A 23082-nucleotide genomic window follows, 5' to 3' on the forward strand; every position below is an offset into this window, starting at 1 on the left:
GTTCAATTTGGGTATTCCGCCAGAATACCTGCAAGATTGTCGCAACTCCTCAAATGTGCGTACGAAAACGGAGGAGTATGAACCTATAGCGATCAGCATCTCGACTCGAAAGTCTAATTCACCATGACTCGTACAATCGTGCTTGACGCCAATATCTTTGACCAGTTCAAGCGCGGCAACGTTACCCTGGTGCACCGGTTCATGAAAATCCATCAGTCGGGAGCGACATTCTACATAAGCGACCAAGTTTACAACGAGCTACACCATGAAGCCGAACGACGCATGGTCACTGACCTGAAAATTAAGATAAAGAAAACGACGCAGAGCGAACGGATGCCAATGATCGAAGCGAATTCGGTCGGAAACCACATCCAGCGAAAAGACTTGCCAACAGCTGCAGCGGCGCATGCGTTGAAAGCTGAACTGATGACTGTGGATGGAAATTTCAACAGATACTACAGGGAACTGGGTGGACAGACTACTCCTGAGACCAACGGGATAAGAGTCCTTGCGCTAGATGTTCGCCGACGCCCCATTCGTCCCAATCACAATCTCGCTAGAGGCCTTCTAAAATTACCTCCGCTCAAGATCAATCGCGATGGCACAATCACACCGTCGACCGGCAGCGTTGCAACTGTGGACGTTCACAACACGCCAGCTCGGCCGGTCCCCTCACAGGCACCACCTGACACAAAGGGCACACCTAAATCCGGTCCTCGCATTCGCGTTACAGCGATACGCATTGCAGGCGGCGCGGGAGCGGCTGGCATTGCAGCAATCTTCGCTTACTTTTGGGGGCAGTACGTCAGTGGCGTTTATAACCAAATGCTGAACGACTTCATGAAGTTCCATATTCAACCGAAGATCGATAACATCCTCGATGAGTATTTCATGCGACGAAAAATTGCCAAAATGCAAGTCAACGGCAAGAAGGCATATGCAAATGTAACACTCAATCTCTACCAAAAGCACGCGAACCAGTTTACCGAGCCGCCAACGCAGTATCCACCTGGGCTGACACTTGAAAAGGTTGATGTCTCTGAAAACGACATCTCCCGAACCGACGATGTAAAGCTTGACAGCGACGGTATCCACTATATTCAAACTAGCTCTTTCGCAGTCGACATCACTCCGCTTCACGAGGGCGAGTACGAACGACTTCTGGATGAGTTAGACTGGCTTAAATACGTTGTTAGCGAAGTCGATTTGGTCGAGGATGACAAGAAGTTCCTTTACACCCAGATGCTTCTCGTAGAGCACAATTTCGTCGAGTGGTTGGTACAGCCTTACGCAGCTGGCACACGCACTGACGCGGCAAGGTAGGGTTTTGGCCGAAAGACATCTTCATCCAACGATCGATGAACGCGTTGCCTCCCTACACGTCTCGCATGAGTGCGGCGAAGGCTTCATCATCGCTCGGCTTGTCAGTCTCAATGACCGATTCGCGGATCGAATAGACCATGTTGCCGACGTTACCGATCATCCAGCCCAGCACATCGTCAAGAGTGGCCTCGCTCGCGTTAGCCCTCATCTCGCCCAGAGTCTTGAGCGTCGTCTCGATCGCCTTAACATCGTGGCCGCGTGTTTCCTTGAGCATTTCGGTCATGCTGGGTAGTCCCAGGCATGCAATACGCTGCTCGATCATTCGCTCCATCGCTTGGCTCAGCACACTGTGGCTGAGCGTCTTACACTTAAATCATCGGCCATCGGAAAGCGTTAGAGGGACAGGGGCTCCGAGAATCGTCGAGAGCGTTGGGTGGTCATCAGGTTTCCCCAGGCAGCGGCAACAACGATGCCCAACTTCTACCAGCAGTCGGTCGCGAAGCTTCGCTCCTATCTTTTTTCGGGTACTTTTGTCATGCGGTATATCCTTTGAAGGACGGGCCTCAACCGTCGGAACCTATGAAGGTAGCCGGTCCGATTTGCATCGTCAAACACGAGCAACCTCAACGGTATGACCACATATTGGAAATCGCCATCCTGGCGGTGCTCCGTTGGCGTTATTGCCAACGTTCAGGTTGTCGACGACTTGAGTTCTATTGACACGTTACAGAGTCCGACCTGGAAGATGCGATGGAGCGACTTCAAAAGCTAAGCCATCCCGTTGGGCACAATGTTGGGCCAAAGTCAACCGGTAAGGATGGCGAGCAGAGTCCGGAGGAGTCGAAGAACAAACGCACTCAGAAGCCGAGGAACCCGTAAGAAACCTTGGATTCTTGCCGGATTGGCGTCTCGTGGCGTGCCCTAGCAGAACAGGGCAGACAGAGGTAAATGGGCGAGGAGGGAGCAGAACAACCCAACGAATTGCATGGTGGAAATGCGGTACTGCCACGCGTGGGTCAGTTGGTGGGACACTTTGAACCGGAATGGATAGAGTTACTCGCGTCAGCCGCGACGCTCAATTCTGCGAAACGTGGTAAGCTACTTCGGCAATTGCGGGCCGTATCCCTTGACCGATGAAAAGACCAATGCGAAAGCTAGCCCTATCCCTTGTACTCCTTGCCGGTTGCCAAGAGTCAATTACCGAAATGTCAGCTAGGCTCGATCGCATTGAGGCAAAGGCCCAAGCGAGCCGGGACGCTTACAACCTGGAGAACAGGCTTTCGATCGTCTACGGATTCAAAGGTGACAAAATAAAAGAGGCAGTCGCCATAGAGCAGGCCGCCAAAGCCAAAGTTGAGTATGAGGCTGCCGAGCAAGATTACGAGGTTCTCAAGGGACGATTAGATTACCGCGTAAGGCAGATAAAGCGGTAGAATCAGTCATGCCCCGCTGTCTTTCCGAACGAGTTTGGAGGTCGATCAAGCGGCACTCTTTTGGCCACTTCGTCAGTTCTGGGTGTCGGGGGGCAAAACTTCAATTCAGTTTCGTCAAGTAGCCTCATCGCATGAGAAACCGCGTCGCTCCCCACCTGACTAGTAATATGCGAGCGAATATTTTCAACGGCTTGCCGAACTTTGGCAAAGTCTGAACTCATAGCATCCCCCACGTAAAAGCAAATGGACTGAACGCTCGACGATACGGGTGTCGTGGCTTTGTGTCAACGTTGGCCTGAAACTTTTGCTATGCTCGACGTGGTTCCATCGAGGCTCATTCTGCCCGACCTTGCAATTTGCTATGATTGTTCGAATCGACGTGGGAATTACTACTGTTGCTTTCGAGCTGGAACGGTGGAGCTAGGGCTTATGGATCGCATTACTGAGAATCTCGTGTCGCAGTTTTCAAGGGACTTCAGCTTGATGGAGGAATCATCCACCGATCAGTTCGAGCATTTCGTAAATTATTCAGTAATTTCATCGGAGTGTGAAGAAACGTTCACTCCAGAAGATGTGCACGTTGGTGTCGATGCAACACAGGGGATAGACGGTCTAGCAATCATTGTTAATGGATCAATCGTGACCGACCCCGATGAAGTGGATGACTTGATTGCACTAAATAACTATCTTGAAGTCACGTTTCTGTTTACGCAGGCAAAGACTAGCTCTAAGTTTGAAGGTTCAGACATTGGATCATTTGTCGAATCGGTCCGCGATTTCTTTCGTCAAACACCCAGGTTGGTGAGAACTGCAATTCTAGACGCGAAGAGCAAAATTTCCGATCGTATTTTTGAAAACACCCAAAGAATGCGGACTAATCCTAAGTGTTACTTTTATTTTGTAACAACCGGTACTTGGAAGAATGACGGCAACCTTGTCGCACGCTTGCAGCAAGGTGAGGAAGATCTCCAATCGACGAACTTATTCTCGGAGATTAAAGGGTTTGCGTTAGGCGCAAGCGAAATTCAAAGTCTCTATCGGCAGTGTAATGACATTTCTACCGCAGAGATCGAATTTACAAATAAAGTTACACTTCCCGACATTGACAACGTCGACCAGGCCTTTGTTGGAGTTGTGCCTGTCTCCACGTTGTTTAAACTGATTACTGATTCCACCGGAAACATTCGCCGCTCCGTTTTCGAAGACAACATTAGAGATTTTCAAGGCGATACAACCGTAAATAATTCGATTGAAGCGACGCTTAAGGGACAAACAGCGAATCAATTCCCAGTGCTCAACAATGGGATAACTGTAGTTTGTCGAGAGCTTTTGCAAACTGGCAATAAGTGTACATTGAGAGGCTATCAGATAGTGAACGGTTGCCAAACTAGCAACGTTCTTTTCAAATGCCGGACCAACTTTGATCCTGAACGAGTTCTGGTAACTCTAAAACTTATTGGGTCAAAGCACGAGGATTTAGTAAGTGATATTGTGCGGGCAACTAATTGGCAGAATGCCGTTAAGCCTGAAGACCTGGAGGCAATCACTGATTTCCAGAAGAAACTCGAACAGTACTATGCCACCTACGAAGGCTCTAAATCACTCTTCTATGAGCGACGATCAAAACAGTGGACGGCTACACAATCTGAAAAGACTCGCATTGTTACGATCCGGACGCAAATTAAAGCGTTTGCTTCGATGTTTCTGAACAACCCACATCGCGTTTCGGGGTACTACGGGACCGTTCGTAGCCGAATGGGCAACCAAATTTTCAGTAAAGATCATAAGTTTGCGCCCTATTTCGCGAGTGCTTATGCTCTGTATCGCTTGGATTCTCTTTTTAGAAGCCGGACGATTAAGCCAGAACTGAAGATTTTGAGATGGTATCTACTACTACTCTTTCGTCATGGAGTCGCGGGGGAGCCAGAAGGACTCTACTCGCCAAAAATTGACGCATACTGTAAGCGGCTGATAGATCTCTTGGCAGATGTAGATTCATCTGCCGACATTTTCTGTGAAATTGCACTTCGGGCTGAATCGCATAAGCCCGTGTCGCCAGATGCTACTAAAACACAAGGATTCCGCGACAAACTATTAGCAATTGTGGGCGAGAAAGAATTCTCAAACAGATTACATTGATTTGTCGCTAAAAGCGGGGACGCTACGGTCCCCGTCAGTGTTAGAGCAAGTACAAGTCCTTTTCGTCCCCGTTACTTTCTCTGATAATCACGCGCTTTGAATCCAATTTTGCCTGCCATAGATGTTCATAAACGGCTAGCGCTCGCCGAATTACTTCGGTTGCGTTGCCAGCCTTGGACATTTCTACAAGCATTTTCAAACGTGATTCTTCGTCCTCACTAATTCGCAAGTTAAGTCGTTGCGATCTACTCACTTTGGTTGTTCCGCCAATGCACTACCGAGACGGCAAACCCTAGGGCGGCAATCAAACAACAAATCAACAGACACGACCACCAAGCGTTGCGGTACGCCGACGCAACCGCTACGCAACCCAATACCCCCTGCGTAACTACGAAGTAGAACCGAGTTGACGGCAATGTCTTGACGTCTTGAATGACCTTGGCCCAATCTTCATAGGCGGGTACTGAAACCTCTTTTTTGTCTTCGCTCAACACTCTGCCCCCATTGCAAAATACAATTTGGATGGGAGCACAGCGAAGAACGCGAGATCAAAGGCTCAGTTGCAAACATGCAATATGCCTCCCAATCCGCGTTCCAAACCGTTGTGCTGACTTGCCAATATCGAGACTTTTCGCGTTCGGTCGTGAGCAGGCCGGTCCCTCAGCTCGAAGACGCCAACTCGAAGGCAAATCATTACAAAGATGGAACGAACGTAAAACCCTCCCTGAACACGACGTTCAAAGGAACCTAGGGCACTTCGCAACGTCGTCACATAGGGAGATAAGGAAACAACCGTCGCACCACCCTCCGAAGCGGGATCAAACCGACAGTCATCGAGCGTCTCGCTATATTCACTTAGTTGCAATCCCGGACTCGCATGGCAACAACCGGCTGTTGTACCCCATGCTAGCAGCGTACATCGTGCACACGTTTAACGGTATGCACATTGTACGTACACGCCTCTCAGCGTCAAGTAATGTCGGATAGACTTCATGTTGACGGCGTAGACCGACGGGACGAACCACCCCCCTGGGGTCGAAAAAACTCCAAGACATTGCCGACGTTCAAACCGAGTCCTTCGCAAGAGTTTCCGGTGACTTTGCCCATCCATAAGACCGACCCTTCGCCTGATATTATTTTTCTCAAAAATAGTCACAAACCATTGCGAGATGGCAACTTGCGGCAGCCAATGCGTCGCATGTCTTGAAAAACGGTCCGAAACCGTAGGTGGGCATAGTTTTTTACTTTCCACTCTACGGACGATCAGCAATGGACATTGAGCAATTGGCAAATGCGGTAGCGGACCGCGTTATCGAGAGACTGGCAGCACGAGCCGAACGGAAGTTCATTTCGATCAAGGAGTACAGCCAGCAAACAACTATCAGCGAGCGAACCATTTTCCGAGCAATCGCCGATGGTCGGCTTGCATCGGAACGCGTTGGGCGGCGGGTGCTAATCCCTGCCGACGCACGCATTCAATCACGCTAGCCCCAAATGGATAACGCCGACGTGCTAGGTCGGCTCAATCGCAACTTTCAATTTTCCTCTTTTGTTTTCGGTTTGAAATGACAGTCAAGGCAGACAATCCAAAGCTGGATTTATCCCAGCCCCCGGCACCGATGCCGGTACAAGTTCTGAACATTCCCGCTTCACTCAAGGCCCGCCCCAATTGGATCAACTGGCAGTGGGTTGCAGTCGGCAAGAAATGGCAGAAACCACCGAAGGGCGGAACGTCGACAGACCCAAAGTCATGGCGAACGCTCGACGCGGCAATGTCGACGATTCCCGACAATGGCGGGGTCGGCTTTGCGATGGGCAACGATGGTTGTGGGCTCGTCGGCATCGATATCGACAATTGCCGAAATCCGATCACTGGTGAAATCGATCCCAAGGCCCAAGCACTGATAGACAGATTCGCGACCTATACCGAGATAAGCCCAAGCGGTACGGGAGTGAAAATGTGGATGGTTTTAAACGGTGGTTTGCTCGACGGCTTTCGATCGAAGGTCGCGATTGATGGACTAGATGTTGAAGTCTATTGGACAGGCCGCTACTTCACTGTGACCGGGCACATCGTCGGTGACAATCGGGAGTTAGCAATTGCAGGCGATGCATTTTGGAACTTCGCCAATGAGCACTTGAAGCGAAGCGAGCCGCCCGCAAACACGAAAGAGTATGACGATGCCGACCCTAGCCGACTGGCCGAACTAGCCCGAGAGGCAATTTTGCATTGCGATGCCAACTGCGACTATGAAACTTGGGTTGCTATCGGCATGTCAGTAAAGAGCATTGGCACAGAGTTGTTTGCCGTTTGGGACGAGTGGTCAGCTACCGGCGATAACTACCCCGGTACTGAAGAGTGCTCCGCTAAGTGGCAATCGTTCCCTGGTAAAGCTGGCAAGATCACAGCCGGTACGCTACTCCACTACGCCAAGCTCAGCGGTTACGATATCCCACCACTTGAGAAACTGAAAGCGTCAAAGGTTGAACCTCGCGACGAAGCAAAACACGTCGCACGCTATCTAGCGATCGACGGCGTAACAACGTTACGGACGCACCGCGACGAAGCATTGCTTTGGTCGGCGAAGTCCGGGTGTTATCAACCGCTTTTGAAATCGGAATACCAGAGCACCCTAGCGAATGCGATGGACCGCCGGTTATCACACGTCCAGCCGTCGCACGTTGCCGCAGTTGCCATGCACTATTCCGCCATGTACTCAGTGCCTTCGACTGAGGACTTGCCGAAGTGGCTCGACGATACGCCTTGGCAGACACGCGAATGCTTTGCAACACGCGATGCAGTTGTACACCTGCCTTCGTTCGTCGCGGGCAAGGCGTCGTATTCTGTCCCCGCGTCGCCTGCCTTCGTAGCTACCAACGCGGCAAACTATGATTTCGACGCGAACGCACCCAAGCCACAACGCTGGCTAAACTTCCTCGATAGCATTTTCAAGGGTGACGCAGAGCAAATCGACTTATTGCAATGCTGGTTTGGGTACTGCCTCACCCCAGATACCTCGAAACAAAAGATGCTATGCATGGTCGGCCCGCCACGTTCTGGCAAAGGCGAAACGGCTCGGATGCTTGAGAACCTACTAGGTCCTCGAAGCGTCGCAGGTCCTACGCTCTCGGGTCTCGCGGAGGATTTCGGTTTACAGCCTCTCCTACACAAGCTCGTAGCGATCATCGCGGACGCTCGAATGGAGAACAGGAGCAAAGCTAACACGGTCGTCGAACGCTTGTTGAGCATTACCGGCGAGGACTCCCTTTCAGTCAACCGCAAACAGTTGTCCCATACGACTGTAAGACTTCCGGTTCGCTTGATGCTACTGAGCAACGAGTTACCCGAGTTGAGCGACTCTAGCGGCGCGCTTGCCAATCGTATGCTACTGCTCGAAACACGTACCTCGTTCTTGGGTCGGGAGAACGTAAACCTTGGCCGCGAATTATTGAAGGAACGCAGCGGCGTTTTGCTATGGGCAATTGAGGGGTGGCGAAAACTCCAGGCGACTGGACGCTTTGCAGAGTCCAAGAGCACACGCGAACGGGCGACGCAGTTAATCGAGCTATCAAGCCCTGTCAAAGCGTTTGTCGCCGACCGGTGCGAATTATCGGGGGCAGTTCTCAAGTCGCGTCTCTATGCAAACTATCAGCACTGGTGTGGGAGCAACGGGTATCGCCCGACGAATGCTTCCGTGTTTGGTCGAGACCTATCGTCAGCATTCGAGCAAATCAAAACTGCCCGGACGGGAACGACCGATCGCGCCTACCAGTACGTCGGCATTAGCTTGCGAAGTGATACAGAATCGAACCACGAAGATAGTCAACCGCTCGACTTCGGTGCATAGTCAACCGCCTTACGTCCATCACGTCCACTGTCGAGCCGTCAACGTCCGGCATAACGTCCACTGTCAAACCGTCGTTTCACCAATGAAATCGTTACTACGTCCACTACGTCTACTCTACTTCTACTTAGATAGATAAATAAATAAGAGTAAATATATATAGGATGGGCCTAGGCACTTGGGTGGACGGAATGGACGTACTACGCAGAGCGTCTTTGCTCAAAGTGGCGTCGCGTCCTGCCCTGGTGTCTCGGGTCTGCTCATGTCAGAAAAATTCTCAGTTGCACCGACCGAAAACATAAGTGACCTATCGTCGCTTTGACCGTAGGCACGAACCCTTTCACCTTAGACGGATGCGGAAACAAACATGGACGTAACCCAAATGCGACCTTCGCCAAAAATGCCTCGAACAATTGAACCGCTTCAATTTCGGGAGTTTCGAAACCCCGACCACCCACTTGCAATCCTCTTTCGTCATATGGGCGAGACCACCATGGAATGGGTGAATGGGAAGGGTCTAAGCGGTTTCGGCGCTCCGAACCTTGGCGTATGGATTCTCATTGTAAGTCGCGACTCCAGAGGCGCTCACCTACCTATCAACGAACAATTCAGCCACGATTTCTTTACATCCGCGCAGCAACTAGCCGGGGCTAAGCTGGTCGGCGTTGGAAAGATCAAAGAGGGCAAAACCCGATTGCTTGACTTTGCTCATCGCCGCCAGCCCAACAAGCTAGCCTGGGGGCTTACGGTCAAAGAGCACAACGTTGTCGGCTGGGGTCGCTCTAGGCAAGGCGTAGTGGGTCCGGTGGTCGAGGTGCCCAACGCCCCCTCGCCATGCATCCAGTCTGCCGACGTCGTCGAATGGTTCAACATCGGGGACGCGAGCTAATGAAACGTACGATTGAACTGCTACAAGACTTGAACGACTCCAAGCCAACCACCATTGGACCCTAACTTTCACCACGGATGGAATTATGACCCTAACCGAATCTATGCACGATGCCTTATCGAACGTCGACGAAGTCCTATTCACTTGCGACCCGGCGAACGATCAATTGACGCCGAAACTCAAGGAGCGTTTACTGGCAACGTACGCGGAACTTGCTCGGTGCTACTTGGAACTCCGCGCACCGTCGAAATACGCACTGTCGAACATCGGCGGCACTGGCTTATCACTTAAAGACTATGACGATATCGAATTGCTCCAAGATTTAGCCGCACTTCGGCGAGAGTGTTTGAAGTAGTAGAGGCTAGCCGAACGACCGGCCCCAATGTTTCTAAATTTGTCAGTTGACACAATGGCGATTGCCGATATACTCAGTGTGTCAACTGACAACACAAGGAAACGAACATGACCAAGCAAACCGCAGTAGCATACGTTCGAGTTTCGACCGATGGACAGGCCGACGAAGGCGTGAGCCTGGAAGCCCAGCAAGCGAAGCTAACGGCGTGGTGCATGGTGAACGATTATGAATTGGTCGCTATCCATACTGACGCGGGTTTGAGTGGTGGACGTGCTGACAACCGTCCCGGTTTGCAGACTGCAATCGAGCAGGCATGTAAAACCAAGTCAGCACTAGTGGTCTACTCGCTAAGTCGGCTCGCCCGATCAACCAAAGACACAATCGCCATTGGCGAACAACTTGATAAGGCGGGTGCTGACCTCGTCAGCCTGTCGGAAAAGATCGACACGACGTCGGCAGCCGGTAAGATGTTTTTCCGGATGCTCGCAGTCATGGCGGAATTTGAGAAAGACCAAATTTCGGAACGTACCAAAATGGCACTTGCTCACAAGAAATCCAAGGGCGAGCGAACCGGTGGCGTTCCTTATGGTTTCGATCTCGCAGACGATGGCGTATCGCTGATTGTCAACGAGACCGAACAGCGAACGATATCAGCAATGGGAGAGCTACGGGCAAGAGGGCTCAGCTACCGCAAGATTGCTGCCGAACTGGAACAAGCGAACCACAAGACGAAGAACGGGGGCGATAAGTGGGACAACACGGTGATTCAGAAGATATTGACCCGCGCGAGCTAACGAACGACGAACTGCTAAACATCCTTCGGGCTGCCGACCGCCAGCCGCAGGCAGCCAACAAACAAACCTTGAGAGAGTTTATCGATGCCGAAGAAAAGGCCGAAGCCGACAGACCTAGAGGGGGTGATTCGGTGGAAGATGCAGGAGGTAAGGACAAACGGGCGTAGCCTATTGGATATTGCCCATGAAGCGGGAATTACTCCCAGTCAACTTTCGAGATTTGATAGGGCTGAACGCTCGTTGAACCTCGAAACAGCGGGTCGTTTGTGTGAAGTGTTAGGACTTAGTTTAGTAGATAAGGAAGAAAGCGAATGAACAAGTTACGACGGCTGACGATCAACGCAATTCGATTGATTGCCAATCGTAGACTCCGCGAGGGCAACGCCGAACACTGCGGGCTAGTTGCTCGTGGGCTAATGATCATGGCCGAAGACCTCGACGGAGACCGAGAGCGATTCACCAATGCGACGTATGGAAGCGTCGACCATGCCGAGTTGCTTCAGACTTTAATGAAAGGGTGCGAGGCGTCGGCTGGTCCTATGCTGACGCTTCTAGCGAACGCAAACGATCTCGCGGGACACGATGAACTTCGAAGCGGTCACACTGAGCATATTGGAACGCTAGCCCGCGCGCTGAGCCAGATTGCCGAATCATCGACGGTGATATCGAGCGTTTCGATTCTGCGTTGGTTGGCGAAGTAAGTCGTCCCCGATTGCTGGCTCAACTAGTTAAGGGTGTCTGCCGAGTTTCGGCAATTGCGTAGTTAGTCGTTTCTATTTTCAACGGGGATTGCCACTTATTGGCGGCCCCGTTTTCACGGATTGAATTGAATGCCACGTAAGCAAGTTACCTGCCGCTACGAATCATCGAAGGGGCGGGAAGGATATCGAATCAAATTTTACGATGCGACCGGTAAACGTCGAGCTATTTGGCTTGGCAATAGAGACCGAGCGACCGCAGAGACTTGGCGGGGGCATGTTGAGCATTTAGCACAGTCCGTAATTGACCAGTCGGCCCCAAGTGCTCAGTCAACCAAGTGGCTCAACGCACTACCGAATAGCGAACGCGAGAAACTAGTCAGAGTCGGCTTGGTTGCGGCACTACCGACGACGCCCAAAAAGGTAGCGACGAAAAGCGAAATACCGTTGACCCTCAAGGCGTTCATAAATCACTACATCGACTGCCGAAATGTGAAAGACGCGACGCAGACGAAGTGGGAGCAAGTCCGCGACGCACTCGTTAAACACTTCGGCGACGACCGGTCTATCGAATCGATCAACGCTGCCGACGCGGAAACCTGGCGAGACAAGATTGCACGCGAAGGTAATATCCGCGAAGGGAAAGAACGGAAGAACAAAGACGGCAAGACAGTTCGCGGGCGTGTCAGCCTATCCGATAACACGGTGCGGCGTAGAACCGGAATTGCTAAGCAGTTCTTTGCGTACGCACTCAAGGCAAAGCTGTTAACGGACAATCCGTTCGTCGGACTGAAAACAACGGTTCACGGCAACGAGGCTCGGCAGTTTTTCGTTGACATGGAGACGTTCAACCACGTCATTGAGCACGCGCCCGGTGCTGAGTGGGAAGCAATCCTAGCGTTGAGCCGTCTTGCTGGTATGCGATGCCCAAGCGAGGTAATGCGGCTTAAGTGGCAGGATATCGATTTCGGCAATGGGCATATTCGCATTCACGCGAGCAAGACTGAGCACCACAGCAACGGCGGGATTCGGCTTTGCCCTCTATTCCCCTCTCTACGCCCTTACCTTGAGCAATTAGCGGAACTAGCCAAGAGCAGGGACGCGAAGCCCTCAGACTACGTTGTTGCGAACCACAGAGGCAGCGAGTCGGTACTACGGACCGGATTGCTTCGGATTCTCAAGCGAGCCGGTATTGAGCCTTGGCCGAAACTCTTTCAGAACATGCGAGCAAGTCGCGAAACCGAGTTGATCGACGTCCACCCAATCAAGGACGTTTGTTCATGGTTGGGCAACACGCAAGCTGTTGCTATGAAGCATTACGCCATGCAGCGGCAAGACTCGTTCAGGAGAGCGGCGGGGCTGCCGATTGGTGGGCCAGTCGGTGGACCAGAACATCGGCAATTGAGGGCAGAAAGCGGCATAAACCAAGGGTCCGTTGCCGCTGCAAACCAACGAAAAACGCCACTAATTCCTATATTTGTTGGGGAATCGGTGGCGTATTCAGTGGGCGAGGAGGGACTCGAACCCCCGACATCTACTTTGTAAGAGTAGCGCTCTAACCAACTGAGCTACTCGCCCGATATTTTTTTTGTGCGACTCGTTTTTTTTGGGTGCGAGTCTCGGAGAGACTCGGCTACGTGGGGTGCGAGTCCCAGGGAGACACTTCTGCGTGAATTGGCTGCGGCGTGGTGCGAGTCTCGGAGAGACTCGCCTACGTGGACTCCGCCTACGTGGCGTTAGCCGTGGGCCAATTGACGGGTCCGGCGAGCTCGACGTTCGGCTCGCAGACGGCTGCGGCGACGGACTTCGCTCGGCTTCTCATAATATTCGCGACGACGCATTTCCTTCTTGATGCCGCTGCGTTCCACTAATTTGCGGAAACGACGTACGGCTTCTTGTATCGTTTCCCGGTCACGGACAATCAGTTTGACCATCTAGCCCTCCAAAAGGTTCTCTATCGTACGTTTAAGACACCATTAGTGGCTCCAATTCGAGCCCAACTCATCCCTTGATGAGAGTCCCGTAGTTTAACTATCGACCAAAGAAGCGTCTAGCCCAGATAGCACCTGCGAAAACACTGTTTTTCCCACCAGCCACCCCAAATTTCTCGCCGCAGAAAACACTTCTGGATTTGGTGGTAAACTTGCTGCCAAACCACAGGCTGGAAGCCTATGCCACATAATACACAGGCTGGAAGCCTATGCCACACTAGGGGTTGCCGGTCGTGATTAGCATTGATGTACCGTTGGGCGAACGAAGCTATGCCATCCATATCGGACAAAATCTGCTCGAGGCACTGCCGGAGTGGCTACCGCAAGCCATCGGCCGCTGCCAACACGCCGTCGTGATCTACGACCAACGCCTGCAATTGCCGCTGGCCGAACATATCACAGCCAAGCTCGCTTCAGCCGGCTATCGGACTTCCGCCCTGAGCGTGCCGTCGGGTGAGTCGAGCAAGTCGCCGCTCATGGCCGCTCAACTCTGGCAAGCTCTGCTGGATGAGAAGACCGATCGTGGCTCGGCCATCATCGCTCTTGGTGGAGGCGTGATCGGTGACCTGGCCGGCTTCGTCGCCGCCACCTTCGTCCGCGGTCTGCCGCTGATCCAAGTCCCCACAACCCTGCTCAGCCAGGTCGACTCGAGCGTTGGCGGCAAAACAGGCATCAACTTGCCTACAGCCAAAAATATGGTCGGCGCTTTTTGGCAGCCGTCGCTGGTGATCATCGATACCGAAACGCTCACCACTCTGCCCACACGCGAACTAGTCGCCGGTATGGCCGAAGTTGTGAAGTACGGCGTCATCTTGAAACCAGAGTTATTTGCGTACATCGAAGAGCATGTCGAAGCGATCTTGGCCCGCGACGCTGGCGCCATCACGCATATCATCGCCCAGTCGTGCCACGCTAAAGCCGAGGTGGTCTCGCAAGATGAACGCGAAACAACCGGCCTCCGCGCGATCCTCAACTACGGTCACACCTTCGGCCACGCCCTCGAAGCCGACGGCGACAGTGGCTACGGCAAGTACCTGCACGGTGAAGCCGTCGCCATCGGAATGCACCTGGCCGCCATGACCGCCTGCGCTCTAGATCGCATCGATCAAGACTTGGTCGATCGCCAACGAGCTTTGCTAGTGCGACTCGGCCTGCCCGTGAGTTTTACCGGGCACGATCCCCAGCAGTTGTGGAAACTCATGCAACACGACAAGAAAGTCCACCACGGTACCCTGCGCTTCGTACTGCCCGATCGCTTGGGCCATGTTGAACTGGTCAGCGGTGTTGAGAAGGCCACCGTGATCGAAGTGCTGAAGCAAGCGGCTGGATAGCACCGGCTTTAAAGTTGTCACGGCGTTCTCGGGGTTAGCCTTTACGCGCACAGGATGCCAACTAAGCCGACGGCGTTAGCTAACGCCGTCGGCTTAGTTAGGCCAGGACTTCTTTTACGACATTACCGAATACGTCGGTCAGGCGGCGGTTGCGACCTTCGAAGTGGTAGGTCAGTTGTTCGTGGTCGAATCCCAGCAGGGCTAACATCGTGGCATGTAAATCGTGCACGTGGACTTTACGCTCGACGGCGCGAAATCCGAGTTCGTCCGTGGCGCCGATGATTTGTCCGCCTTTGACTCCGCCACCGGCTAGCCATACGCTGAATCCATATGGACTGTGATCGCGACCGTTGGAACCTTGCATGACTGGTGTTCGCCCAAACTCGCCGGCCCAAACAACCAGCGTACTATCGAGCATGCCACGCTGCTTCAAGTCGGTTAGCAAGGCGGCAATCGGCTGGTCGGTTCGCTGAGCATTGGCTTGATGGTTGTCTGCACACTCACCGTGGCCGTCCCAGTCGTTGTTGAATAGTTGAATGAAGCGCACACCGCGCTCAGCCATCCGCCTGGCGACCAGGCACATGCGACCAAACTTGGCAGTTGGCTCTTGGTCGACACCATACAGCTCCAAAGTCGCAGCGGTCTCATTATTGATGGCCATCAAATCCGGAGCAGCGGTTTGCATGCGAAAAGCGAGTTCATAGTTGGCCAGTTGAGCGGCCAGCCGCGAATCTTCGGCGCGTGCATTAGCAAAGCGTTCGTTCCAGCGATTCAAAGCAGACAACATCAGGCGCTGTTGGCCCGGCGCTCCGGCCGCCACCAAATTCGATATGGGTGTACCTTCAGTACGCACCACGGTTCCTTGATAAATGGCTGGCAAGAATCCGCTACCGTAACTGACGGCTGGTCCTGGTCGAAAACCACCGTCGGTCATAGTGATGTAAGCTGGCAAGTTATCTGTCAAGCAGCCCAGTCCATACGTTACCCAAGCGCCCATGCTGGGATGCCCCAGCAGCGTGGAACCGGTATTGACGATCGCTGATGCCGGTCCATGGATGAATGATTCGTGATGACAGGATCGAATCACGGCCAGGTCGTCAGCATGTTGCGACAACTTCGGAAAGAGCGATGAGACCTCCAAGCCCGACTGGCCATGACGCTGGAATGCAAACTTCGAAGCCATCAGTTTGCCATCGCTGGCCTTCATGAACTGCAGCGCCAGTCCTTCTGTTCGGAAACTATCGGGGATGGGTTGACCGTCATATTTTATAAGGTCCGGTTTGGGATCAAAGGTTTCTAACTGGCTAGGACCGCCGGCGCAAAAAATGAATATCACACGCTCGGCCTGAGCGGGAAAGTGCGGTGTCTTTGCAGCCAATGGACTGGGCTGTTGTGAAATGGGCTGCAATGGACTGGGCAGTAGCGGACTCTCGGCGCCAGCTTCGCGCGCGATTAACGACCCCAGCACCGAAGCGCCAAATCCAAAAGCCGTTGTACGCAGAAAATCTCGTCGATCAGCCACTTCTATGAATCGTCGACAATGATGTCGATTTACATCGGGAGCCGTCATCAACTCAGTCGCACTTAGTCGCTTAGTCGACATACACAAACTCCTGCGTGTTGAATAGTGCCAGACAGAGTAGAGACAGGGATGTCTGCGGGTCGATCTCGGAGAGCGATTGCAGGAGGGCTGACGCCTCAGCACGCTCGTCGAGCGTAGGTGCTCGGCCCAATGCAAGTTGCCAGGCGCGCTCGATCGGCCATGGGCCTTCTTGAGATGCATGGCAATGAACTGCGTTTGTTAGTGGCAATCCGCCATTGGCCAGAGATTCACCATACTGCCAGCCGTGAGGCGTGGGATTTGACTCGAGCGTGAAGTCGGCGGCCAAGTCGCGTTTGCCTAACGCAGTAGTGATACTCAATTGCACGGCCACAAAATCGCCTTCGAGTATTTCAAGGCGAATAACATCTCCGCCAGCGACCGTAGGCTGGAGTGCTGCTGCTCCGCCTGATCCGTGCAACAACTGCAGCGGTGAAGCGGAGGTTCCGCAGTTGTCATCCAATACGCCTGCGCTGAGCAATTGATCATTGTGCCAGAGCTTCCAAGGGCCGCTGCGCCCAAGTCGGCGCACATTCCATAATCCACCCTGTATTTCGATCGACCCAGATGCATCCGCGGGAACTCGCCAGGCAACGCTGGTCATACCATGAGTTAAGACTGTTCCGATTGGGGCATCGATCGATTCGGTGGGATGGCCATTGTCCTGACGCAGTGCCCAGCCAGCGTGGGTGCCTGACTTGTTGCCCAGCCAACCGGATTGTCCTGGACCAAAATCAGGCACGTTCCAACCCGCCGTGCGTTCCGCCGCCAGGCGTGCCGCGAACGCCTGAGACTGGCGCACAGCCGTGGCATTGTTCAGCATCCAGAGTGCTTGCGGTGCGACCGTGGTTACATCGCGGGCTGGTGCGCTAACAGCATTGATGGGCAAATCAAATACATCGAACATCGGAAAGCGAAAATTGCGACGCTGCAGAATGTAGAGCCCGCGGCGTGTATGTTCCGAGGGATCGGCGGAGACAAACCAATAAGCGGGAGCGCCTTCTTCTGGACCTAACGGCGGTACAACCGGCCGGCCACCCATCTTCAAATTCAAAGTACCCGCCACCGAATGAATTGCATCCCAAATCGCTTCGGCCTCAAGTCGTCGACGATTCATTCTCCACAGATTACGATTCTGCGGATCGATCTCCGCATTGGCCGATGAGCCAGCCCGACTGTCCATTTGATAAGTCGACGAGAGCATCATCACACGGTGCATGGCTTTGATGCTCCACGCTTGCTCGATGAAGTGGTGAGCCAGCCAGTCAAGCAATTCTGGATGCGAAGGACGCTCGCCCATTTGTCCAAAGTCGTTGAGACTGCCGACAAGGCCGCGCCCGAAGTGCCCGTTCCATATGCGATTGACCATGACTCGGGCTGTCAGTGGATGCTGAGGACTGGTCAACCACTGCGCCAAGGCCGCGCGATTGCCTAACGGCCCCGGCATCGGCGCATCCCAACTACTTAGCTGTCGCAAGGTGGCAGGTAGTTCCGGTGAGACTACCTCACGTGGACGAGACAGTTCACCGCGATTAAGCAGTTGTATAGGCGCCATAAGTTCTGGGCGTTCATGCCCCAGAACGCTGATTGTGGGAATCTCCATCAAGCCCACCAGTGGTGCACCGTTGGCTGTATTCTCAGGTAGCGCGAGGACGTTGTTGGCGATGGTATTAATCAGTGCTTGCCGCTCGTTTTGCTCTGCTTGAGATAATTGCCTGCCGGCGGTGCGGGCATCAAACATGCGCAGCCCGCGTCGCGACTCTTCGATGGCCAAGATGCGCGGATAGTGCTGTTTGAAATCAGCGATGCCCATGGCATCAATGATGGGGTATTCAACTTCTTTGCTGGCTGCGAAGATGGCCTGCATCGCGTAATAATCATGCTGCGAAATCGGATCAAACTTATGATCATGGCAGCGGGCGCATCCGAAGGTCAGCCCCATAAAAGCCGCCCCGGTAGTATCTACCCAATCAGAATAGGTTTCATAGCGGATCTTTTGCGCGTCCATGTTGGATTCATGGATTTGTGGCCCCAGCGTGTACAGCCCGGTCGCAGTCAGGGCTTCCAAGTGTTTCACTTTGTCAGGCGTGAGCGTGTAGTTGCCGCTCAGCGTGAGATCGTCGGGCCACAGTTCATCGCCGGCGATCTGCTCTTGCACAAAGATGTTGTAGGGTTTGTCGTCATTGAATGACTTGACCACATAGTCGCGGTAACGCCAGGCATTGCGATAATAGACGTCGGTCTCAAATCCTCCGCTATCGGCATAACGCGCCACATCCAACCAGTGCCGGCCCCAACGTTCACCATATTGCGGAGAGTCCAGCAATTGATCGACGAGCCGTGTCCAAGCGGCCTGCGATGGATCTCGCACAAACGCAGCCACCTGCTCTGGAGTCGGTGGCAAACCGAGCAGATCGAAGGTGGCGCGGCGAATGAGAGTGCGCGCATCAGCTCGCGGCGTGGGCTTCAGGCCTCTGGCATCTAGTTGAGCGAGAATGAAAGCATCGACGGGCGTGCGTATCCAGCTGGAGTCACTGACCGACGGAGGCTCGAGCGCGCGGACAGGTTGAAACGACCAGAATGTTTGAGGATCCGAGACAACATGCTTGGCCGGCAACTCAGCCGTGTCGCGAGGATCGATGGCGCCATCGCGAATCCACTTCTCCAGCGCCGACACTTCTGCCTCGCTGAGCTTGTCAGGTGGCATTTGCAAATCGGGGTCGCCATGTTTCACGGCCAATAGCAAGAGCGAGTCGTTAGGATTTCCAGGTACAATTGCCGGACCTCGATCACCACCGGTCATCCAACCAGTGCGATAGTCCAAGCGCAAACTAGATTCTTGTCGATCTGGGCCATGGCACTCGATGCATCGCGCGATCAGCAGCGGTCGGATCGACTGTTCGAAGTGATCCAACCTGGCACGATCTTGGCCGAGCGCCAGACTGTAGCTCAACAGGTTCAAGAGCATCCACAGCGCAAACGAGCATTGATTCATCGCTGGGCCTCTTTGCGATTTTGCTTTAACCAGAGTGCATGTGCGTTACGGTTGAAGGCGGTATTTTCGAGGTGCGATTGCAGGTCGCGCGCGGCCTGTTGGTTGTCTTTTTTCAGAAAGCTGTGCAGCAACCTTTCATGCACGAACGCGATAGACGACAGATCGTCTAGTTTTCGATTGCTCTGTCGATGATGCCCGCGCATACGGCCGTAGATGGCCAGCCAAAGCGGGATAAAGTCGTCCATCTGGGCAGCGATCAGCAGTCGTTGATGAAACTCGGCATCCAGGCTCAAGACGGCTTGTTCATCTTTTTCTTGGGCGGCTGCACTCATCAGCCGGATGATCTTTTCCCAATCAGCGCGATGCTCGCTCAGTTGATGGGCCTGAGCTTGCTGGAGCGCATAGAGTTCGAGTTGGACGCGCATGGGCGTGAGCAGTTCGCCGACATGCTGTGACGATTCTCCGGCGACAGTAACGCCACAGTTAGGTTTGCTGACTAACAGGCCTTCGAGAGTTAATTGTTGTAAGACTTTGCGAATCGGATGGCGGCTGACTCGATATCGCTCGGCCAGTTCCCCTTCGCGTAGCGGAGTGCCCGGCGGAAACTCACCAGCCAGGATCGCTTGACGCAGCTGATCGGTGATCTGATCTGAAATCGTCCGCACCAGCACGCTTGAAGCCGCCATGACTCTGTCCCTTGCTTAACTGCCCACTATCCCCTGGCAAACGCCCGATTGTATTTTGGATACAATCTTGAGTCAAGTTGGCGGTGAGTTTCCGACTGACATGTGAGGCTGATCCGCGCAGGATGGCTCTCCTGCCTAAGCGGGGGAGACGAACTTGGCTTAATAATGGAACCAATGGGTAACACCCTCAATTACATGGGTCCGGCCTACCCCTAGAATAAAGGTTTCTGGTGCACTTCTTGAAACTGGATGGCTTCGATGACCGAGACCGTCTCCCACGTGGTGATTCTGTTACATGGCATCCGCGATATGGCGGGGTGGCAGGAGTCGGTGCGGCGGACGCTCGAAAGTGCGGTACCCGGGCTGAAGTGTGTTAAGGTCCGCTATGGATGGTTTGGACCATTTGCATTTATTTCGCCCATCGATCGAGCCGGTGGTCCGTACCGCCGATTTCATAAACGCTTTCACGAAACGCGACGTGATTATCCCGACGCTAAGATTTCGATTGTGGCACACAGCTTCGGCACGCACCTCGTAGGTCGATTGTTGAGCAACAATCCCTCGGTACGAGTGCATCGCATCATATTGTGTGGAGGAGTCCTGTCGCGGCAGTTCCCATGGCGTGACTATCGCGATCAACTGGATGGATCCAGTTCAAGCAGTGCAGTGATCCTGAACGAATGTGGCAGCGAAGATCCCTGGCCGAACATGGCCGAAGCGATCAGTGGTCGCTATGGCGCGTCGGGCGCTTACGGATTCGAATCACCTTATCGCTTGGAGGATCGCTTCTACGAAGGTGGGCATGGGTTGTTCTTTGATCGTGACCACGTCGAAGAATACTGGTTGCCATTCTTGACCGACCGTGCGCCGGGCGAGAGCAACGCGCTAGATCGAAAACCGAAATTGTTGGAGCGAGTGTTATTGTCGGTACCTGGTGCCCGCGTCGCATTTCGTTTCTTAGTTTTGCTCTTGTGGCTCGCGGTGTATTTCTGGTGGTTATGGGCTGGCGCGCTTGCGCTGTATGGAACCAGCAAGGTTTGGGGATGGCCCATTGAGTTGTCGTCTACCTTCTGCAATCGCACTTGGGCGGCCATCGATTTCGATATCCCAGCCGACTTTAATCTGGACCCACCGCTAAACGATCCACGCGGACCGGACGAACATCAAGTTAAATCGACCGAGCCCCGCTTTCCAACTCAGCCTGTGGCGCTCGACTATGCCAATCAAACCGAGATTGATATGTGGCTGCTGCTGTTCGACTACTCGAGGTTTTATAAGCAGGGTGGTACACCTTGGGTAACCTTATCGTTTCCAAGCGGCAAGTCGAGCCAGCTTACGCAAGTGCCGTCGGGCAACGGCTGGTTCCTCTTGATGGCTTTTCATCCTGATTTTGAGAAGCCCGTTTGGCTTGCGCCGGTGAACTTACGCAACTCCAAATACACAACATTAATCGTACGATGTGACAACACCGGTTTAGTTGCCGAGGTTCGGCAGTGAACCCTAGCGCAATTTGGGAGGGCTCGTGATGCGACTCTTACTTCTCATCTGCTTGACACTGAGCGGCTTAGCCAACCTACAAGCGCAACCGCCGAAGATTCAGATTGCCAATCCGACAGAAGCTGACTATGAAGTATTCTTTCGCCCCGAGCAGGCGAAGCAGTTTTTAACGCCGGGATTAAAGATTGCTGCTGGCAAGAATCGCGTAGTGAATTTGGAAGCAACGGGCAAATACAAAACCGTCGTGCGCAGCATGACTCAGGACCGCCAAAATATCGACAGCGTGATCGGCTGGGTCGACTATCGCCGAGCAGCCAGTGGTGCTAAGGCAGAAATCAAATTCGAGCCTTACATAGTTACCGAAATGAAAGAGGTGAGTCAGCCTGTGATCACCTACGCTACAGAAACTCGAGTCGACGCCGCCGGTCGGACGTACACGGTCAACGTACCGATGACACAATATCAAAACAAGACCGTCGAAGTCACCGTGCCCAAAGTAAAAGTTACGCTGACCATCGGCGATCAAGAAGTCGACGCCAGCGACTACATCAGCGACCAGCCGTAGCCGAAGTCGCCAGACTTTGGACGCGTTACCGTTAGATCATCCAATTTCGTAGCCGAAGTCGCCAGACTTTGGACGCGTTACCGTTAGATCATCCAATTTCGTAGCCGAAGTCGCCAGACTTTGGACGCGTTTTGAGGTGTCTTGAATCGGGGCCAAAGTCTGGCGACTTCAGCTACGGGGAACGGAGCCACAGTCTGGCGACTTCAGCTACGGGGAATGGGGGCCAAAGTCTGGCGACTTCAGCTACGGGGAACGGGCTACGGTGTTGGCGATTTCTTAACTTTGCGAACACGAATTTTTCGGGCGGCGACAAAGCCGAAGCTGCATAAGCCCAGAAGCAACGAACTTGGCTCTGGCACGCCGACAATGTAACTGGTGTTGACGGCAAACGTCGCAACAGGTGGAGGGGGCACGCCGACGCCGTTGAAAAACGGATTGGCATTCAACTGGTCCAGTGTCAGAGCATAGGTCCCACGCGCGACAGTTGATGTGTCCAACTGCAGCAATCCATATAGCACCCCAATATCGTTGCCCACACCTGTGGCAAACGGAATGAGCGTACCTCCATTTTGAAAGTTGGTTGAGAACGCCTGGCCTGGTACGCTCGCCACATCAAAAGGCACGCTGCCCAGCAGAGTTGTATCTCCGGATAGAAACAACCCCTCGGTCCCATCGCCGACGCCAGCGTTTAGATTCAGATCCAAGCTATCGATTTGTTCACCCAGGGCAACGTCGGAGTGAACATAGACTCGAAACTCAGTCGGATTAACGGCGCCTTCAGGAATGGGAGCAGGAGTGGCTTGTACCACAGTGAATATAATGCCAGCCTGCGCGAGCGAGGCATGCAAGGCCCATACTATTGTGAATAGGACAAGATTTCTCAAGTTAATACTCCCCGTTTATTGCTATTGACTAACTCAATACCACTTCAAAAATTTGTA

Annotated in this window: 20 protein-coding genes and 1 tRNA gene; 14 read left to right on the forward strand and 7 right to left on the reverse strand. The window is 53.3% G+C overall.

Going from position 1 to position 23082, the window contains the following annotated elements; translation table 11 throughout:
- Nucleotides 1-123 precede the first annotated feature (123 nt).
- Nucleotides 124-1323: a hypothetical protein gene (locus SH573x_RS22390; RefSeq protein ID WP_479350035.1), complete on the forward strand. Its 1200-nt coding sequence runs from the start codon at nucleotides 124-126 to the stop codon at nucleotides 1321-1323.
- A gap of 52 nt (nucleotides 1324-1375) precedes the next feature.
- Here the strand turns inward: SH573x_RS22390 and SH573x_RS22395 are convergent, their stop codons facing one another.
- Nucleotides 1376-1654 carry a hypothetical protein gene (locus SH573x_RS22395; RefSeq protein ID WP_479350036.1) on the reverse strand — a complete coding sequence of 93 codons (279 nt, stop codon included), beginning with the start codon at nucleotides 1652-1654 and terminating at the stop codon, nucleotides 1376-1378.
- 814 nt (nucleotides 1655-2468) lie between these two features.
- On the opposite strand from SH573x_RS22395, the gene SH573x_RS22400 reads away from it, so the two are divergent.
- From SH573x_RS22400 to SH573x_RS22445, 10 genes are all read left to right on the forward strand, one after another.
- Nucleotides 2469-2756, forward strand: coding sequence for a hypothetical protein (locus SH573x_RS22400; RefSeq protein WP_479350037.1), 288 nt, complete (start codon nucleotides 2469-2471; stop codon nucleotides 2754-2756).
- 429 nt (nucleotides 2757-3185) lie between these two features.
- Nucleotides 3186-4895 (forward strand): AIPR family protein, encoded by a 1710-nt coding sequence (locus tag SH573x_RS22405; protein WP_479350038.1) that lies wholly within the window; start codon nucleotides 3186-3188, stop codon nucleotides 4893-4895.
- Between the two features lie 1269 nt (nucleotides 4896-6164).
- The gene (locus SH573x_RS22410; protein ID WP_479350039.1) at nucleotides 6165-6383 is read left to right on the forward strand and encodes an excisionase family DNA-binding protein; all 219 of its coding nucleotides are present in this window, start codon (nucleotides 6165-6167) and stop codon (nucleotides 6381-6383) included.
- Between the two features lie 77 nt (nucleotides 6384-6460).
- Nucleotides 6461-8743, forward strand: coding sequence for a phage/plasmid primase, P4 family (locus tag SH573x_RS22415; RefSeq protein WP_479350041.1), 2283 nt, complete (start codon nucleotides 6461-6463; stop codon nucleotides 8741-8743).
- 364 nt (nucleotides 8744-9107) lie between these two features.
- The gene (locus tag SH573x_RS22420; protein WP_479350042.1) at nucleotides 9108-9629 is read left to right on the forward strand and encodes a hypothetical protein; all 522 of its coding nucleotides are present in this window, start codon (nucleotides 9108-9110) and stop codon (nucleotides 9627-9629) included.
- A gap of 85 nt (nucleotides 9630-9714) precedes the next feature.
- The gene (locus SH573x_RS22425; RefSeq protein WP_479350043.1) at nucleotides 9715-9984 is read left to right on the forward strand and encodes a hypothetical protein; all 270 of its coding nucleotides are present in this window, start codon (nucleotides 9715-9717) and stop codon (nucleotides 9982-9984) included.
- A 107-nt stretch (nucleotides 9985-10091) separates the two neighbouring features.
- Nucleotides 10092-10778, forward strand: a complete 687-nt coding sequence (locus tag SH573x_RS22430; protein WP_479350044.1) for a recombinase family protein — start codon at nucleotides 10092-10094, stop codon at nucleotides 10776-10778.
- Between the two features lie 138 nt (nucleotides 10779-10916).
- Entirely contained in the window at nucleotides 10917-11093 is a 177-nt protein-coding gene (locus tag SH573x_RS22435) for a helix-turn-helix domain-containing protein (RefSeq protein WP_479356788.1), read from the forward strand.
- Complete coding sequence (locus tag SH573x_RS22440; protein ID WP_479350045.1) at nucleotides 11090-11479, forward strand: hypothetical protein; 390 nt, start codon at nucleotides 11090-11092, stop codon at nucleotides 11477-11479. Before SH573x_RS22435 ends, SH573x_RS22440 begins: the two co-directional genes overlap by 4 nt.
- 834 nt (nucleotides 11480-12313) lie before the next feature.
- Nucleotides 12314-13021 carry a site-specific integrase gene (locus SH573x_RS22445; protein ID WP_479356790.1) on the forward strand — a complete coding sequence of 236 codons (708 nt, stop codon included), beginning with the start codon at nucleotides 12314-12316 and terminating at the stop codon, nucleotides 13019-13021.
- Here SH573x_RS22445 and SH573x_RS22450 read toward each other — a convergent pair.
- Both SH573x_RS22450 and rpsU read right to left on the reverse strand, forming a co-directional pair.
- Nucleotides 12981-13054: transfer RNA gene (locus tag SH573x_RS22450), tRNA-Val, on the reverse strand. The two genes, SH573x_RS22445 and SH573x_RS22450, sit on opposite strands and share 41 nt — an antisense overlap.
- Before the next feature lie 158 nt (nucleotides 13055-13212).
- Nucleotides 13213-13410, reverse strand: a complete 198-nt coding sequence (rpsU, locus tag SH573x_RS22455) for a 30S ribosomal protein S21 (protein ID WP_479350046.1) — start codon at nucleotides 13408-13410, stop codon at nucleotides 13213-13215.
- A 290-nt stretch (nucleotides 13411-13700) separates the two neighbouring features.
- Between rpsU and aroB the strand changes: the two genes are divergently transcribed.
- A complete protein-coding gene (gene aroB / locus SH573x_RS22460; protein ID WP_479350047.1) occupies nucleotides 13701-14798 on the forward strand; it encodes a 3-dehydroquinate synthase in 1098 nt (365 codons plus the stop codon).
- Between the two features lie 97 nt (nucleotides 14799-14895).
- On the opposite strand, the gene SH573x_RS22465 is transcribed toward aroB, so the two are convergent.
- From SH573x_RS22465 to SH573x_RS22475, 3 genes are read right to left on the reverse strand one after another with little or no spacing between them, the layout of a single operon-like run.
- Nucleotides 14896-16401 (reverse strand): DUF1501 domain-containing protein, encoded by a 1506-nt coding sequence (locus SH573x_RS22465; protein WP_479350048.1) that lies wholly within the window; start codon nucleotides 16399-16401, stop codon nucleotides 14896-14898.
- A complete protein-coding gene (locus SH573x_RS22470; RefSeq protein ID WP_479350050.1) occupies nucleotides 16391-19393 on the reverse strand; it encodes a PSD1 and planctomycete cytochrome C domain-containing protein in 3003 nt (1000 codons plus the stop codon). Before SH573x_RS22470 ends, SH573x_RS22465 begins: the two co-directional genes overlap by 11 nt.
- Nucleotides 19390-20079 carry a GntR family transcriptional regulator gene (locus SH573x_RS22475; RefSeq protein WP_479350051.1) on the reverse strand — a complete coding sequence of 230 codons (690 nt, stop codon included), beginning with the start codon at nucleotides 20077-20079 and terminating at the stop codon, nucleotides 19390-19392. The genes SH573x_RS22470 and SH573x_RS22475 overlap by 4 nt, the downstream gene beginning before the upstream one ends.
- A 258-nt stretch (nucleotides 20080-20337) precedes the next feature.
- Here SH573x_RS22475 and SH573x_RS22480 point away from each other — a divergent pair, with 258 nt between their 5' ends.
- Together SH573x_RS22480 and SH573x_RS22485 are read left to right on the forward strand one after the other, a co-directional pair.
- The gene (locus SH573x_RS22480; protein WP_479350052.1) at nucleotides 20338-21576 is read left to right on the forward strand and encodes a lipase family protein; all 1239 of its coding nucleotides are present in this window, start codon (nucleotides 20338-20340) and stop codon (nucleotides 21574-21576) included.
- Nucleotides 21577-21604: 28 nt separating this feature from the next.
- Nucleotides 21605-22141, forward strand: a complete 537-nt coding sequence (locus SH573x_RS22485) for a hypothetical protein (protein WP_479350053.1) — start codon at nucleotides 21605-21607, stop codon at nucleotides 22139-22141.
- A gap of 257 nt (nucleotides 22142-22398) precedes the next feature.
- Here the strand turns inward: SH573x_RS22485 and SH573x_RS22490 are convergent, their stop codons facing one another.
- Entirely contained in the window at nucleotides 22399-23025 is a 627-nt protein-coding gene (locus tag SH573x_RS22490) for a hypothetical protein (protein ID WP_479350054.1), read from the reverse strand.
- Nucleotides 23026-23082 lie beyond the last annotated feature (57 nt).

Source organism: Rania fehmarnensis, assembly GCF_056494185.1.

Excerpts from the sequence above, each read along its gene's own strand:
- SH573x_RS22475 (WP_479350051.1), bottom strand. The coding sequence starts at position 20,079 with ATGGCGGCTTCAAGCGTGCTGGTGCGGACGATTTCAGATCAGATCACC.
- SH573x_RS22425 (WP_479350043.1), top strand. The coding sequence starts at position 9,715 with ATGACCCTAACCGAATCTATGCACGATGCCTTATCGAACGTCGACGAA.
- SH573x_RS22445 (WP_479356790.1), top strand. The coding sequence starts at position 12,314 with ATGGAGACGTTCAACCACGTCATTGAGCACGCGCCCGGTGCTGAGTGG.
- SH573x_RS22480 (WP_479350052.1), top strand. The coding sequence starts at position 20,338 with ATGACCGAGACCGTCTCCCACGTGGTGATTCTGTTACATGGCATCCGC.
- SH573x_RS22485 (WP_479350053.1), top strand. The coding sequence starts at position 21,605 with ATGCGACTCTTACTTCTCATCTGCTTGACACTGAGCGGCTTAGCCAAC.
- SH573x_RS22420 (WP_479350042.1), top strand. The coding sequence starts at position 9,108 with ATGGACGTAACCCAAATGCGACCTTCGCCAAAAATGCCTCGAACAATT.
- SH573x_RS22400 (WP_479350037.1), top strand. The coding sequence starts at position 2,469 with ATGCGAAAGCTAGCCCTATCCCTTGTACTCCTTGCCGGTTGCCAAGAG.
- SH573x_RS22415 (WP_479350041.1), top strand. The coding sequence starts at position 6,461 with ATGACAGTCAAGGCAGACAATCCAAAGCTGGATTTATCCCAGCCCCCG.
- SH573x_RS22390 (WP_479350035.1), top strand. The coding sequence starts at position 124 with ATGACTCGTACAATCGTGCTTGACGCCAATATCTTTGACCAGTTCAAG.
- SH573x_RS22430 (WP_479350044.1), top strand. The coding sequence starts at position 10,092 with ATGACCAAGCAAACCGCAGTAGCATACGTTCGAGTTTCGACCGATGGA.
- SH573x_RS22440 (WP_479350045.1), top strand. The coding sequence starts at position 11,090 with ATGAACAAGTTACGACGGCTGACGATCAACGCAATTCGATTGATTGCC.
- rpsU (WP_479350046.1), bottom strand. The coding sequence starts at position 13,410 with ATGGTCAAACTGATTGTCCGTGACCGGGAAACGATACAAGAAGCCGTA.
- SH573x_RS22470 (WP_479350050.1), bottom strand. The coding sequence starts at position 19,393 with ATGAATCAATGCTCGTTTGCGCTGTGGATGCTCTTGAACCTGTTGAGC.
- SH573x_RS22405 (WP_479350038.1), top strand. The coding sequence starts at position 3,186 with ATGGATCGCATTACTGAGAATCTCGTGTCGCAGTTTTCAAGGGACTTC.
- SH573x_RS22410 (WP_479350039.1), top strand. The coding sequence starts at position 6,165 with ATGGACATTGAGCAATTGGCAAATGCGGTAGCGGACCGCGTTATCGAG.
- SH573x_RS22465 (WP_479350048.1), bottom strand. The coding sequence starts at position 16,401 with ATGTCGACTAAGCGACTAAGTGCGACTGAGTTGATGACGGCTCCCGAT.
- SH573x_RS22395 (WP_479350036.1), bottom strand. The coding sequence starts at position 1,654 with ATGGAGCGAATGATCGAGCAGCGTATTGCATGCCTGGGACTACCCAGC.
- SH573x_RS22435 (WP_479356788.1), top strand. The coding sequence starts at position 10,917 with ATGCAGGAGGTAAGGACAAACGGGCGTAGCCTATTGGATATTGCCCAT.